The organism is Streptomyces sp. Ru73 (assembly GCF_002920575.1).
In the GTDB taxonomy this organism is placed as follows: domain Bacteria; phylum Actinomycetota; class Actinomycetes; order Streptomycetales; family Streptomycetaceae; genus Streptomyces.
On record NZ_PQSQ01000068.1, the window covers coordinates 29,775 to 44,233 of the forward strand.

At 70.8% G+C, this 14,459-nt stretch carries 10 protein-coding genes and 1 pseudogene; 4 read left to right on the forward strand and 7 right to left on the reverse strand.

Annotated elements, in window-relative coordinates; translation table 11 throughout:
* Positions 1-17: 17 nt before the first annotated feature.
* Positions 18-1,528, reverse strand: a pseudogene (locus tag C3486_RS25325) (APC family permease).
* A 375-nt stretch (positions 1,529-1,903) separates the two neighbouring features.
* Between C3486_RS25325 and C3486_RS25330 the strand changes: the two are divergent.
* Positions 1,904-2,605: a TetR/AcrR family transcriptional regulator C-terminal domain-containing protein gene (locus C3486_RS25330; protein ID WP_103835077.1), complete on the forward strand. Its 702-nt coding sequence runs from the start codon at positions 1,904-1,906 to the stop codon at positions 2,603-2,605.
* Positions 2,606-2,761: 156 nt separating this feature from the next.
* Positions 2,762-3,313: a hypothetical protein gene (locus tag C3486_RS25335; RefSeq protein WP_146075056.1), complete on the forward strand. Its 552-nt coding sequence runs from the start codon at positions 2,762-2,764 to the stop codon at positions 3,311-3,313.
* A 154-nt stretch (positions 3,314-3,467) separates the two neighbouring features.
* On the opposite strand, the gene C3486_RS25340 is transcribed toward C3486_RS25335, so the two are convergent.
* The 3 genes from C3486_RS25340 to C3486_RS25350 form a co-directional block, all read right to left on the reverse strand.
* Positions 3,468-4,190 (reverse strand): dienelactone hydrolase family protein, encoded by a 723-nt coding sequence (locus C3486_RS25340; protein WP_103835079.1) that lies wholly within the window; start codon positions 4,188-4,190, stop codon positions 3,468-3,470.
* 63 nt (positions 4,191-4,253) lie between these two features.
* On the reverse strand, positions 4,254-5,201 hold the full coding sequence (locus C3486_RS25345) for an alpha/beta hydrolase (protein ID WP_103835080.1): 948 nt from the start codon (positions 5,199-5,201) through the stop codon (positions 4,254-4,256).
* Positions 5,202-5,339: 138 nt separating this feature from the next.
* Entirely contained in the window at positions 5,340-5,984 is a 645-nt protein-coding gene (locus tag C3486_RS25350; protein ID WP_258052984.1) for a PadR family transcriptional regulator, read from the reverse strand.
* Between the two features lie 326 nt (positions 5,985-6,310).
* Here C3486_RS25350 and C3486_RS25355 point away from each other — a divergent pair, with 326 nt between their 5' ends.
* Positions 6,311-9,748, forward strand: a complete 3,438-nt coding sequence (locus tag C3486_RS25355) for a type ISP restriction/modification enzyme (protein ID WP_181138687.1) — start codon at positions 6,311-6,313, stop codon at positions 9,746-9,748.
* Positions 9,749-9,838: 90 nt separating this feature from the next.
* On the opposite strand, the gene C3486_RS25360 is transcribed toward C3486_RS25355, so the two are convergent.
* Positions 9,839-11,506: a FadD3 family acyl-CoA ligase gene (locus C3486_RS25360; protein ID WP_103835082.1), complete on the reverse strand. Its 1,668-nt coding sequence runs from the start codon at positions 11,504-11,506 to the stop codon at positions 9,839-9,841.
* Between the two features lie 168 nt (positions 11,507-11,674).
* Here C3486_RS25360 and C3486_RS25365 point away from each other — a divergent pair, with 168 nt between their 5' ends.
* Positions 11,675-12,292, forward strand: a complete 618-nt coding sequence (locus tag C3486_RS25365; protein WP_103835083.1) for a PadR family transcriptional regulator — start codon at positions 11,675-11,677, stop codon at positions 12,290-12,292.
* On the opposite strand, the gene C3486_RS25370 is transcribed toward C3486_RS25365, so the two are convergent.
* Positions 12,289-13,410 carry an acyl-CoA dehydrogenase family protein gene (locus C3486_RS25370; protein ID WP_103835088.1) on the reverse strand — a complete coding sequence of 374 codons (1,122 nt, stop codon included), beginning with the start codon at positions 13,408-13,410 and terminating at the stop codon, positions 12,289-12,291. The two genes, C3486_RS25365 and C3486_RS25370, sit on opposite strands and share 4 nt — an antisense overlap.
* A gap of 5 nt (positions 13,411-13,415) precedes the next feature.
* A complete protein-coding gene (locus tag C3486_RS25375; protein ID WP_103835084.1) occupies positions 13,416-14,420 on the reverse strand; it encodes an acyl-CoA dehydrogenase family protein in 1,005 nt (334 codons plus the stop codon).
* Positions 14,421-14,459 lie beyond the last annotated feature (39 nt).

The following is a 14,459-nucleotide window of genomic DNA, read 5'->3' on the forward strand; positions in this document are numbered from 1 at the left end:
AGGGACGGGGTGCGGGCTCAGCGGGCGGGTTCGGGTGGTGGCGCGGCCGGGTCGCCGTCGTCGTCGCGGTCGCGGTCCCGGTCGCCCGGCAGGGTGAGCGCCTCCGCGTCCGTACCGCGTCCCGTGACGAAGTACGGGGACCTCAGCGCCCACTTGGCCCGAGCGGCCGCGACCAGTCCGGAGGCGAGGATCAGGCCGGGCACGAGCAGCATGAACCAGCCGTTGTCGGGGCGGGCCGCGAAGTGGTCGCTCATGGTCGCGTAGTGCCAGGCGAGCGAGGCGCCGAGCGCGAAGAGGGCGAGCCCGGCGGCCGCGGGGACCACGACGCCGGTCAGCGCGGCACGCCATCCGGCGCGCAGGTCGGCGCGGAAGCGCAGTGCGCAGGCCAGCGCGGTCAGGCCGTAGTAGAGCGAGACGACCAGCCCGATGGAGTTGACCGCGGCCAGGATCATTTCGTTCAGCTTCGGGATGCCGAGGGCGAGGACGGCGACGGCCGCGGCGATGGCCATGATGAGGACCGTACCCACGGCGGGCGTGCCGAAGCGGGGGCTGACCCTGGTCCAGACGGGGCCGAGGGTGCGGTCGCGGCCCATGGCGAGCGCGCCCCGCGCGGTCGGGATGACGCCGGCCTGCAGCGAGGCGAAGGCGGAGCACATCAGCGCGGCCAGCGGCAGGGAGGCCCAGGGCTCGGGCGCGAGGCGCGTGCCGAGGAAGGTGAGCGCCTGCGGTCCGTTGCGCACCAGCTCCCCGTCGCCCATCACGCGCTGGAAGGAGACGGCGGCGAAGACGAACAGCGCCAGCATGACGGTGAGCGCGATCAGTCCGCCGCGCGCCGCGTCGCCCGCGCCCCTGGTCTCCTCGTTCACGGTGAACGCCGCGTCCCAGCCCCAGTAGAGGAAGACGGCGAGGACCAGCCCCTGCTCCAGCGAGGTCGCCGAGCCGATCCGGAACGGCTCGAACCAGGTGAGCGAGAAGGGCTGGTCGCCGGCGGCCAGGCCCCATGCGCAGAAGACGAGCAGTACCGCGTACTCGAAGACCAGCAGCCCGAACTGGAGGCGGGTGGCGGAGCGGACGCCGGTGACCGCGGTGACCGTCACGACGACCAGCACGGCCAGCCCGATGACGGTGCTGGTGGCGGCGGAGTTCGGGTCCAGCGGGACGCCGAACGCGGTGCGGGCGCCCAGCTTGTTGAGGAACTGCAGGACCACCGAGCCGGTGACGGCCCCGGTGTACGCCATGAAGATCACGTTGCCGACCAGGACGACCCAGCCGGTGAGGAACCCCGGCCAGGGGCCGATGGAGCGGCCGACCCAGGTGTAGCCGTTGCCGCAGTTGGGCTCGGAGCGGTTGAGACGGGCGTAGGCGAGGGCGATGCCCAGGATCGGCAGGAACGCCAGCACCAGAGCACGGGCGTCTGCCGGCCCGCGTACACGGCGAGGGTGCCCATCCCGATGCCGATGCTGGTGGTCGCGGCGGTGCTGGAGGCGGCGAGGGCCACGCCGTCCTTGACGCCGAGCGAGCGGCGCATACGGGTGCCCGGCGGAGCGGGCGGCACTGCTGGGGGCACGGGACACGCTCCTGGGATGCGGCGGGGGAGGGTGCGGCCCGACCGGGCCGGCGCGGCGGGCACCGCGTGCGCCGATGAAACAGCCGCCGCGGACTGTATGTCAATGGCGTTGACGTAAGGTGTCCGCAGGTCTCCGGGGAGGCCATTCGCGGATCCGCGGTGAGGTCATGAGCGAAAGCGCGGGGAGGTCCCTTCCGGAACCGTGGGGAGGCCATTCGGGGAATCAGGGGAAGGTGATTGACTGGGCCCGCACTGTGCAGCCGCACACCGTGCACCGCACTCCGCAGCCGCACCCGGCGCCGGGCACTGCCCCGCCCCGACGACGAAGGGCCGACCGTGGCATCAGCCGACCGCGTCACCGCCGAGCGCAGGCGCCGGCGCCCCACCAAGAGCGGCGTGGTCCTGTCGGCGGAGATGATCCTCGACAAGGCGCTGGAACTCCTCGACGAGCAGGGCGCCGAGGCCCTCACCATCCGCCGCCTCGGCACCGCGCTCGGCGCCGACCCCAGCGCGGTCTACCGCTACTACCGCGGCGCCGAGGACCTGCTGCTCGCCCTCGGCGACCGCCTCATCGGCGAGGCCCTGGACGCCTACGAGGCCGCCGAGCACCCCGACTGGGCCGAAGCGCTGCGGGAGCTGGGCCGCTGCGCCTACCGCGCGGCGCTGCGCCACCCGCGCGTCGCCGTCCTCAGCACCTACCGCGTCACCCGCCGCCCCAACGAGCAGCGCGCGGTGGAGACGGGCGTCGGCCTGCTGCGCCGCGCGGGCTTCGACGACGCCACCGCCGTACGCCACTACCACGCCTTCATCGACACCGTCCTCGGCCACGCCGCGCTGGACGCCGCGGTGCTGCGCCTCCCGGACGACCAGCGGGCGGGCGACGCGCAGGCATGGAGCGAGGCGTACGCCGAACTGCCCGCCGACGACTTCCCCCACCTGCACGCGGTCCGCACCCACCTGCCCACGATGGCGGGCCCCGCCTTCGAACACGCCCTGGACCTGCTGCTGACGGCCCTGCGCACGCAGGCTCCGGGCTAGCCGAGCATGCCGCGAATTCGCCATTGTCGACCAGTTCAGATGTTCACATGCAAGCAGTGGAGGCCGTGAATGTGCGGGGCGTCTTCAGGCGATTCACCTGAGGGGATGTGGCGGACTCCGCCGGTGCCGCCGATGCTCGGTGGCCATGAGTCCTTCGTGGGGCTGGACGGCGTGACGATCGCCGACTTCTGGCGCTTTGCGCTGCCCGACTTCAAGATGAACAACGCACGCGGCTACCTGGCCGAGTTCCTGGTGCATCGGGCCCTTGGGTCCGCGCGGTCACGGGGGGAGTGGCACAGCCATGACGTGGAGACCGAGGACGGGCTGTGCATCGAGGTGAAGACGAGCGCTTATCTCCAGGCTTGGGAGCAACGACAGCTTTCGGACATCAGATTCACCGGTCTCCGCAGCAAGCGGTGGAATCCGCGCACCGGCTACGCCGATGAGGAGACGTACAACGCGCATGTGTACGTCTTCGCCGTGCAGACGGCGCGCAGTCACGAGGAATACGACCCGCTGGACGTCGGTCAGTGGGAGTTCTTCGTCCTCGGCCGCCCGGTGGTGGAGCGGCTGGGCCGGAAGAGCATGGGTTATGCGACGGTGCGCCGCCATGCCGGGGGCAGCGTGGCGTACAGCGGCCTGGCGGAGCGCATACGGGCAGCCGATCCGCGCCGGGTACCCGGGCAGCGATGCGCTACGGACGAATGACCGTCCAGGCACTCCGATCGGCATCTGCTCGGCGCTGCTCGGGCTGGACGCAAGCCCCAGGCTCCGATGGTGAGCTGATCCACTCCGCTGCTGGAGCTCTCAAGGACTCCGGAGCTGCCCCGGGGGCAGGAGTGAGTGCCAGAAGCCGATCTGATCACTCTGTTACGGGCAGGCATTCGGCGAGCAGACCGACGATGTCGCGCCAGGCCCGCTGTGCGTGTCGTGGGTGGTAGCCGACACCCGGGGGTGTGGTGTGGTCGACCGGTGGGTGGTGGAAGGCGTGCAGGGCTCCGCCGTAGACCACGCAGCGCCAGTCGACGCCCGCGTCCCGCATTTCGGCGATGAACGCTTCCCGTTGCGCGGGCGGCATGATCGGGTCTTCCGATCCGACCCCGGCCCACACGGGGCAGCGGATGCGTGCCGCCTCGCCCGGTCGGCCCGTGGTCAGTGCGTTGACCGTACCGATCGCGCGCAAGTCGGCTCCGTCGCGCCCGAGTTCCAGCACGACCGCGCCCCCGGTGCCGTAGCCGATCGCGGCGACCCGGTCGTGGTCGGTCCGCGGTTCGGCGCGCAGCACCTCGAGTGCCGCATGGCCGATGCCCCGCATCCGGTCGGGGTCTGCGAGCAGCGGCATGCAACGGGCCAGCATCTCCTCGGGGTCGTCCAAGTAGCGCCCGCCGTGGAGGTCAAAGGCCAGCGCCACGTATCCCAGCTCGGCCAGGGCATCGGCGCGGCGGCGCTCGACGTCGCTGAGCCCCATTCCCTCGGGCCCGATCAGGACTGCGGGCGCACGCTCCTCACCGGCGGGGAGCGCGAGGTGCCCGGTCATCGTGAGGGCATCTGCCGGGTATTCGACCGTACGTGTGGTGATCGTCATGAGGCTGGACCGTAGTGACCATCCAGCCGGGTCGGGCCGGTGTTCACCGTCGGCGGAAGGTGGTCAGCGGTGCAGTGCGGCCCGCAGTGCCGAGTACGCCGCGTCGTTCGCCTCGGCGGCGGCCGGGAGTTGGGCCGGCATGCCGAAGAAGCCGTGGAAGACCCCGGCGTAGCGCCGTACGTCCACCGTGACGCCCGCCTCCCGCAGTCGCCGTGCGTACGTCTCGCCCTCGTCGCGCAGCGGGTCGTACTCGGCGGTGAGCACGTGGGCGGGCGGCAGGCCGGAGAGGTCGGGCGCGGCGAGCGGTGAGGCGTACGGATGCCCGCTGTCGGCCTCCGTGCCCAAGTACTGTTCCCAGTACCAGCGCAGATGGTCGGCGGTGACGAAGTAGCCGCGGGCGTTCTCGCGGTAGGACGGGGTGTCCCGGGCGGGGTCGAGCATCGGGTAGACCAGCAGCTGGAAGACGGGCATCGGGCCGCCGCGGTCGCGGGCCATCAGGGGGAGCACCGCGGCGAGGTTGCCGCCCGCGCTGTCACCGGCCACCGCGATGCGGGCCGGGTCACCGCCCACCTCGGGGGCGTGCGCGGCGGCCCAGCACAGCACCGCGTAGGCGTCCTCGGCCGCTGCCGGGAACCGGTGCTCGGGCGCCCGGCGGTAGTCGACGGAGACGACGAGCGCGCCCGTGGCGTTGGCCATCTCCCGGCACATCGTGTCGTGCGAGTCGAGGTCGCAGATCACGAAGCCGCCGCCGTGGCAGAACACCACCACGGGCAGCGCGCCGTCGCCGGCCGCCCGCGGCCAGTACAGGCGGACCGGGACCTCCGGGGCACCGGCCGGGCCGGGCAGCCGCCGGTCCTCGACCCGCGCCACCGGGACGGTTGCGCCCGCCGGGGCGGGCCGGGCCGCGAGGAGGCGGCGCGCCTCGGCCGCGTCGAACACCTCGGTGCCCAGGCGCGGGAAGTGCGCCTCGGACAGGTCGATGATGGCCTTGGCCACGGGGTCCAGCGGCACGTGCGGTCTCACCTCGTCGTGGTCGAGCCGGCAGTGGCGTCCGGTGCAGTGTTTTCACTGACCGGCATTTCGATTAGAAATACGCCTGATCGAAATGTCAATGCTGCAGGGGGCACGACGTGGTGGCGGTGCCGTGCGTCAGTCCGTCTTCTTGCCGCGTCCGCGTGGGGCCGGCCCCGGAGCGGGCTGCTCGGCCGCGCGTACCGTCGCCGCCACCTCGTCCAGGTCGCGCAGCGCCGACTCGGCGAACTCCCGCTCCGCTTCGTAGTACTTCTCCGACCACCGCAGCACCAGCTCGGTGTACGCCCAGGACGGTTCCTTGGCCGAGCCCTCGGCCGTGGCGCGGGCCCGCTGGGTCATCTTCTCGGCGTACGCGCGGTGCTGTTCGAGGATGCCGCGCAGCTGCTCGGGCTCCGTCATGTGGCCGAGCCAGAGCCGCAGCATCACGCCGTGCTTCAGTACGGGCGGCTCCACCGGGGCCTCGCTCACCCACCGGGCGGCGGCCTCCTTCCCGCGCGGGGTGATGCTGTACATGCGTTTGCCCCGGACGCCGTCCTCCTGGGACACCGTCCGCGACGTGACGTAACCGTGCTTCTCCAGGCGCTTGAGCTCGCCGTACACCTGGCTGGCCGACGGGCTCCAGTAGAAGAACTGCAGGCTGGAATCGGCCCACTTCTTCAGGTCGTACCCGGACAGCTCGGCCCCGAAGGAGAGCAGCCCCAGCACGGCCCAGCTGGTGGGCGGCAGTTCGGCGGGGTCGAAGGGTGCGGTGGACTCGGTCACGGGCGTGAGTATAGGACCGATGCCGCAGGTGAGCGGCGGTGCGGTCAGGCCGGACCGGACTCGCGGCCCAGGCCCTCCCTTGCCGCTCGGCGCAGTTCGGTCTTGAGGACCTTGCTCGGCAGTTGCCAGCGACAGCCGCGTGCGCCGCTCTGCCATCGTGCGCCCCATCGCGCCCACTTGGCGCTCCTTTCGTGCAGTTCCTACGGTGAAGCCATCGTGTCATCGGAGATGCCGGTGACCGGATGGATGTCAGGGCGCGGCCGGAAGGGTTGAGCTCCTGGGGACCTCGCCGGCCTTGCGCCGTCTTGGGCGCTGAGGGGGGACCGGTGGCAGATTCGTGGTTGCAGCGACTCGTTTCGGAGTACGGCGCCGAGTGCAAGGACCGCATTGGGAAAGGGGACCCGGAAGCCGCCATCCGCGGTCCGGTCGAGCGGCTTCTGGTGGCGGTGGGGGAGCGGTGGCGCCTTCAGCCCCGTCTCTATCCCGAGGTGCGCCGACCGGAGTTGGGAGTGCGCCCCGACTACGCGATGAGCGCGAACGGTCGTACCGCTGGATATGTAGAACTGAAGCGGCCGGAGAAGGATGTCACCCCCGGCGGCTTGAAAGGGCGTGACCGGAAACAGTGGGAGTTAATGCACCAGCTGCCGAACGTCCTCTACACAAACGGCCGCTCATGGATTCTATACCAAGGCGGACCTGAACCCGTACGGACTGTTCATTTCGAAGGTGACTTGACACGGGCAGGGCGCCGGCTGCGCGCGCCGGGGCCGGGTGGCGTCGAGTTCGAGGAAATGTTGCGGAGCTTCCTTCTCTGGTATCCGCAGCCGATCGCCAGTGTTCGGCAACTCGTTCGGTACGTGGCACCGTTGTGTCAACTACTACGGGAGGAAGTGGTCGAGCGGCTGGCGGAAGAGGAGCGGGGGTCCCGGGGGAGGTGCAGCCGTCGCCCGGGGCCTTTCACGGCGCTGGCAAAGGATTGGGAACAGGTCCTCTTCCCGGGGGCGAACGTCGATCGTTACGAACGCGCCTTCGCGGATCGCTATGCCCAGACCGTGACGTTTGCTTTGCTGTTGGCCAGAGTCGAAGACATTCCGGTTTCGAATCGAACCCTCCACGAAGTGGGTAGGCAACTCGGTGCGGATCACACCGTCATGGGCCGAGCACTGCAGATCCTCACGGACGATGTCGGTGAACGATTCGGTCACTGCCTCAACATGCTGGTGCGTATTGTCGGGGCGGTGAATTGGGCTCCTATTCGGGAACGCGAACCGAATGCTCACGTCGATCTCTATGAGCACTTCCTCCAGGCGTACGATCGTGACCTGCGTCGACGATCTGGCACTTACTACACGCCCAAGCCGCTCGTGGAACACATGACGAGGCTTGCGGACGAGGTGCTGCGGACGAATCTTCACTGCCCGGAAGGATTCGCTGACGATCGGGTCACCATTGTTGATCCAGCGATGGGGACCGGAACCTTCCTCAGTGAAATAATCGACCTCGTGGCTGACCGGCGGGCGCTACGTGGCGACGGGTTCAGAGGAGAGGCCATCGAGCAACTCGCGCGTCGACTGATCGGTTTTGAGCGGCAAATGGGCGCGTACGCCGTTGCGCAAATGCGCATCACTCAGACGCTGAGGCAGCAGGACACGCATGTCAGACTCAGAGACCTGCGGCTCCACCTCACCGATACGCTCGCCGACCCCTGGCAGAAGGGGGCGGTACTTGATCTGGGGGCGACGTACGCGCCACTGGTATCCAACAGTGCCGCGGCAGACGAGATCAAGCGGGACTGGCCGGTAACCGTGATCATCGGTAATCCGCCTGACCGGGAGAAAGCAGAAGGTGACGGAGGCTGGATCGAGAAGGGCTCGCCGGGGCGTGGACGGCCACTGCTCGACAGCTTCCGGCTCGGCGGCAGCAATGGGGCGCACGAGCACAAGCTCAAGAACCTCTACGTCTACTTCTGGCGCTGGGCCACGTACAAGGTTTTCGAGCAACACAAGCCCGAGCATCAGCAGGGCATCGTCTGTTTCATCACCACGGCCGGTTTCCTACGCGGCCCTGGCTTCCAGGGCATGCGGGAATATCTGCGACGTATGTGCTCCGATGGCTGGATCATCGATCTGAGCCCAGAGGGAATGCAGCCGCCGGTCCGCACTCGTATCTTTCCAGAAGTGCAGCAACAACTGGCGATCGCGTTGTTCGTGCGACGTCCGGGAGTGGATACTGACGAACCAGCGGCGATTCGCTATACGGCACTTGCCGGCCACCGTGACGAGAAATACCGGAAGCTCGCGGATTTAGGCATACGCAGCGAGGGCTGGGCAACGGTACGTAGCGATTGGCGGTCCCCCTTCACGCCGGAGGCGCAGACAGGCTGGGACGAATTCCCGGCGCTGGGGGAGATATTTCCTTGGAAGAAGCCCGGGGTGCAAGCCAATCGGACCTGGGTGTGTGGGCCGGACAAGGAGAAGCTGCGTGAGCGGTGGGAGCGTCTGCTGGCTGAGCCGGAGGAAGCGGTACAGCGGGTCTTGTTCAAAGAGACGCGCGACCGCGGTGTGGGAACAGTTGTAGACCCTCTGCCCACCTATCCGCAGCGACCACTGCCGATTCGGGAGGAGACCGAGGAGTGTCCGGATCCTGTAAGAGTTTCCTACCGCGCTTTCGATCGGCAGTGGATCATTCCGGACAACCGGTTGCTGGACACGCCGCGCCCCGATTTATGGGCCGCTTCAATTCCGAACCAACTGTATGTCGTCGAGCAGCACTCACAACCGATAAATTCCGGACCAGCATTGGTGTTCTCGCCGCTTCTTCCAGACAAGCACTGCTTCAACAGCAGAGGTGGCCGCGTACTGCCCCTCTGGCATGCGGACGGCTCCCCCAACGTCGCACCAGGACTCCTGCAACACCTTGCTAATTCCTTCGGCGGGCTGTCGGTCACAGCTGACGCTCTCGCGGCCTACGTCGCCGCGCTCACCGCGCACCCCGCCTTCACCCACCGCTTCGTTGACGAACTCAACACCCCGGGTGTGCGTGTGCCGCTCACAGCGGACCGCGCTCTGTGGCAGGAAGCCGTAGCGTTGGGCAGAAGAGTGATCTGGGCCGCGACATTCGGGGAGCGATGCGCCGATGAGTCCGACGGTCGACCGGTGGGTGGGGATGGCATATGGGCGTCTGCCGAACCGCACATCGAATATGTGATACCAGTGGGCCGGGATCAGCTACCAACACGGGTAGATTACGACGCCTCGGACCGGACGTTGCACATCGGTTCGGGTGTCTTCACGTCCGTGACCGAGCGCATGCGCCACTATGAAGTAGGCGGGGACAACGTCCTCGACAGATGGCTGAGCCGGCGAAGCGGCCGGCCGGCCGGGCGGAGGGGCAGCCCTCTCGACGACATCCGGACCACGGAATGGCAGCCGGCGTGGAGTCATGAGTTGCAGGAGATACTCGCGGCGCTGCGGCACCTGACGGATCTCGAACCCGCGCAGGCGCAGCTGTTGGAGCGGGTCCTGGCCAGCCCGCTCATCACTGTTCAGGAGCTTTGTCGGCGCAGAATTCTGGTGGTGCCGCCCCAGGCGGCCAAGAGGCGGCCCGTGCCGCGCCCTGAAGACATGCTTCCTGGACTCGAAGGGATTGACGGGCAGACACCACACGCCGTACAGCCGATAGAAGTGCGGCCGGACGCGGGTGAAACCGGTGCCACGCCCAGGCGTCATCACCACAAGGAGCGCCATCCTGACCAGCATTCGTGACAATGGCGAGGGCCGGTCAGGGCGTGCATGGATACCGCGGGTGGGTGCATTGCGTCCGTTACACAGGGGAGCAGTCGAGCGGTTGGCTGGTCACCATGTTCCTTCGCCTTCCTGGGCTCCCGGTCCCTCCCGGGCCGCTCGGCGCAGTTCGGTCTTGAGGACCTTGCCGCTCGCGTTGCGGGGCAGTTCCGGTACGAGGTGGAAGCGGCGCGGCACCTTGAAGTTGGCGAGCCGCTCCCGCGCCCAGGCGGTGAGCGCGTCCGGCGTGGGCGGCTCCTCGGCGGGATCGGGCACGACGAACGCGACGCCGACCTCGCCGAGCCGTTCGTCCGGGGCGCCCACGACGGCGACCTCGGCGATGCCGGGATGGCCGCCGAGCGCGTGCTCCACCTCCGCCGGATAGGCGTTGAAGCCGCCGACGACGTACATGTCCTTCAGTCGGTCGGTGAGCGTCAGATAGCCCCGCTCGTCCAGTACGCCCACGTCACCGGTGTGCAGCCAGCCGTCGGGGTCGACGGCGCGCGCGGTGGCCGCCGGGTCGTCGAGGTAGCCGGCCATGACGTGGTGGCCGCGGGTGACCACCTCACCCGGCCGGCCGGGCGGCAGCACGCGCCCGTCGTCCGGCGCCACGATCCGCAGTTCGGTGCCGGGCAGCGCGACGCCGACGGTGCGGGCGACCGTCGCGGCATCCGCTCCGGCCGGGCAGATGGAGACCACCCCGGTCGACTCGCTGAGCCCGTAGGCGGTGAAGACGTCCGTGGCGCCCAGCTCCCGGCGGATCTCCTCGATGAGCGCGGTGGGGATCATGGCGGCACCGGTACCGGCCAGCCGCAGCGCCGACAGGTCGTACCGGGCGCGCTCGGGGTGGCGGACGAGGCCGTGGAAGACGGTCGGCGGCCCGAGGAGCACGCTCACCCGCTCCTCGGCCATCCTGCGCAGCACCCGCCCCGCGTCGAAGACGGGCTCGGGGAGCATCGTCACGCCGCGCAGCAGGCAGGCCAGCACCCCGGCCTTGTAACCCATCGTGTGGAAGAAGGGGTTGACCAGCAGATAGCGGTCGCCCGCGCGCAAGGTCACGGTGCGTGACCAGCTCTCGTAGACCCGGATCGTCTGCCCGTGCGTGATCATCACGCCCTTGGGGCGGCCCGTGGTGCCCGAGGTGTAGAGGATGTCGGAGAGGTCACCGGGGCGTACGGCGGCGGCCCGCGCGGCCCGTTCGGCGTCCGGGACAGCAGCGCCCGCGGCCAGGTACGCGTCCCAGGAGACGGTCCCGTACGCCGGCGCCGCGGACCCGGGCTCCTCGCGCAGCACCACGGTGGTGCGCAGTCCGCCGAGGTCGGCGCCCGAGTCGTGCAGCATCGCCACGTAGTCCGTGCCGAGGAAGCCGCGCTCGGTGAGGAGCAGCCGGGCACCGCTGCGCCGGATGATGTCGGCGGCCTCCGCTGCCTTGTAGCGGGTGTTCACCGGCACCAGCACGGCACCGGCCGAGACCGCGCCGAGCGCCGCCACGATCCACTGCCGGCTGTTCGGCGCCCACACCGCTACCCGGTTACCGGGGCGCACACCGTGCGCGAGCGCCGCCCGCGCTGCCGCGTGCACCTCGTCCCGCAGCCGTGTGAAGCTCCACCGGGTCTCGCCGTCGGCCAGCGCCTCGGCCTCCCCGTACGCGGCCGCGGCGTGGTCCACCAGCCGCGCGACGGTGTCCGGACCCGCCGGCCCCGGCTCTGCCGTCCGGCGGCCGTCCTCGCTCCTCGCCATCACGCCCTCCGCTCCGCTGCCACGTCAGGCGGCGCCCATCGCGCCGTGCGGGCATCACACATGCGGCGCCGCCGCGGCGGCCAGCGCCGGCTCCCGGCCAGTGGGAGAAGGGCCGAGCGGCGCCGGACCCGTGGCGGGAGCCGGGCGGCCGCTCCCTAGACTGCCCGGGTGGCGGAAGAGACGAACGACGGCGAGCGGCAGCGGCTCCCGGCGACCAGCTGGGCGGTGCTCGGACTGCTCTCCTTCGGCGAGGAGCTGTCCGGCTACGACCTGAAGAAGTGGGCGGACTGGTCGCTGGGCTTCTTCTACTGGAGCCCGTCGTTCAGCCAGATCTACGGCGAGCTCAAACGGCTGGAGAAGGCCGGGTACGCCGCGTCGCGCACGGTCGTGCCGGAGTCCGGCACGCGCGGCAAGCGGGTGTACCGGATCACGGAGGAGGGCATGGCGGCGGTCCGCGCCTGGACGCGGGACGCGCCGGTCGAGCCGCCCGTACTCAAGCACGGCGTCATGCTGCGGCTCTGGCTAGGGCATCTGACCGGCCCCGACCGGATGCGGGACGTGCTCGGCCGGCACCAGGAGTACGCCGAGACCATGCGGCGGCGGGCCGCGGCGGACGCCGAGGGCGCCGGCACCGAGGACGCCTGGGCCTACACCGCGCTCACCCTGAAGTGGGCGGAGCGGTACTACGCCGCCGAGCGCGACCGGGCGGCCGCGATGCTGGCCGACCTGGCCGCACTGGAGGAACGGTACGACGACGAGGCGGAGGGGCGGGGCGAGGAGTCCTAGTCGGCTTCCGGGGACGAGCAGCCCTGGCCGCTCGCCGGGCGCGAGCAGCGCTCGCCCAGCCCCAGTTCGGCGGCCAGCCGGGCCCGGTGGTGCTGTGGCGGGCCGAAGAGCTGACCGGTGCCGTGCGCGCGCTTGAAGTAGCGGTGTGCCGGGTGCTCCCAGGTGATGCCGATGCCGCCGTGCAGCTGGATCATCTCGCCCGCCACCGCCGAGAACGCCTCCGAGCAGACCGACTTGGCGACGGCCGCCGCCCAGGACAGCCCCTCCGTACCGGCCGCCGCCGCGAACGCCGCGCCCAGCGCGGCCGACCGGGCCGACTCCACCAGGACGTACGCGTCCGCCAGCCGGTGCTTGACCGCCTGGAACGAGCCGATGGGGCGGCCGAACTGCACGCGGTCCCTGGCGTGCGCGACGGTCAGCTCCAGACAGCGTTCGGCCGCGCCCACCTGCTCGGCGGCCAGCGCCGTACAGGCCATGTCCCGTACGTGCGACAGGACCCGCTCGCCGTCGCCCTCGGCGCCGATCAGCCGCCCCTGTGCACCGTCGCACACCACCGTGGCGAGTGGCCGGGTCTGATCCATCGTCACCCCTGCCGCACGCCGGACGCGCGGGTCATCCACCGCCACCTGGAACAGCGACACCCCGGCACCGGTACGGGCCGCCACCAGCAGCACATCGGCCGCCGCCCCGTCCAGCACGTACTCCTTGGCGCCGGTGAGCCGCCACGTTCCGCCGGAGCCCGGCACCGCCTCCACGCTGACCGCCGCCGGGTCCCACGCGCCCCGCTCCGCCCAGGCCAGCGCCCCGACGGTCCGCCCCTCGGCCAGCCCCGGCAGCAGCTCCTTGCAGGCCGCCCGGTCACCGGAGGCCAGCAGCGCCCCCACCGTCAGCACTGCCGACCCCAGGAACGGCACGGGACTCAGCGCCCGCCCCAACTCCGCCATGACCACGTGCACTTCGCGTGCGCCGTACCCCGAGCCGCCGTACTCCTCGGGGACGGCGAGCCCCGCGACACCGATCTGCTCCGTCAGCGGCCGCCAGGCCGCAGCGCCCTCGTGACGTGTGAGCAACACCCGTACGGCTGCCCGCAGTTCTTCCTGCTCCTCCGTCAGTGACAGTTCGCTCATGCCCCGGCCCCTTCCAGCACGCGGGTGCGGCAGGCGGCCGGAGTCCCCCAGGCCGACCGCAGCGCCCGGGCCTTGCGGATCCAGAGGGACAGATCCAGCTCGTCGGTGTAGCCGAGGGCGCCGTGCAGCTGGAGTGCGGTGCGGGCCGCCGCGTACGCCGCCTCGCCCGCCGCGACCTTCGCCGCCGGTACGTCGGTGGGATCGTCGGCCGCCAGCCCCAGCGCCGCCGCGTACAGCAGCGGCTCGGCGAACTCCACGCCGATGAGGGTGTCCGCCAGCCGGTGCTTCACCGCCTGGAACGACCCGACCGGCACCCCGAACTGGGTCCGCTGCCGGACGTACTCGACCGTGCGCGCCAGCAGCGTGCGGGCCAGACCCAGCGCCTGCGCCGCCGTGGCCAGCGCGGCGACGTCGGCGGCATACGCGGCGGCGGCCCGCACCTCGGGCCCGCGCGCCAGTACGTCCCCGCCGACCGGCCTGGCCAGCCGGCGTGCCGGGTCGGCGGACGGCTGCACGGGCCCCGCCGAGGCGGCCTGCCGCACGCAGTCGTCCCGCACGGCGAGGACCAGGTCGGCGGCGTCGGCGTCCAGTGCGTACGGGCTTCCGTCGATGCCGGGGGCGGGAGAGAGCAGGCAGAACGAGGCGACGGTCCGGCCGGTCGCGATGCCGGGCAGCAGCGCGGCCGCGGCCGCGTCGTCCCCCAGCCGGTCCAGGAAGGCCGCGGCCGCCACCGTCTCCACGACCGGCCCCGGCACCGCGTGCCGCCCCAACTCGCGGAAGGCAACTGCCAGTTCGACCGGCAGCGGGCTCACGCCTTCGTACTTCTCCGGCACGGCCAGGGCGAACACGCCGGCGTCGGCGAGCCGGGACCACAGTGCCCGGCCGGGGCCGCTGTCGCCGGTCGCCCAGGCGCGTACCACAGCGGGCGTGCCGGCCGCCGTGAGCAGGGCGTCCAGGGAGCGCGCGAAGTCCCGCTGCGCCTCGTCGAGGAGGAACCGCATCACCGGCGTCCTTTCGGCAGACCGAGCAGCCGCTCGGCG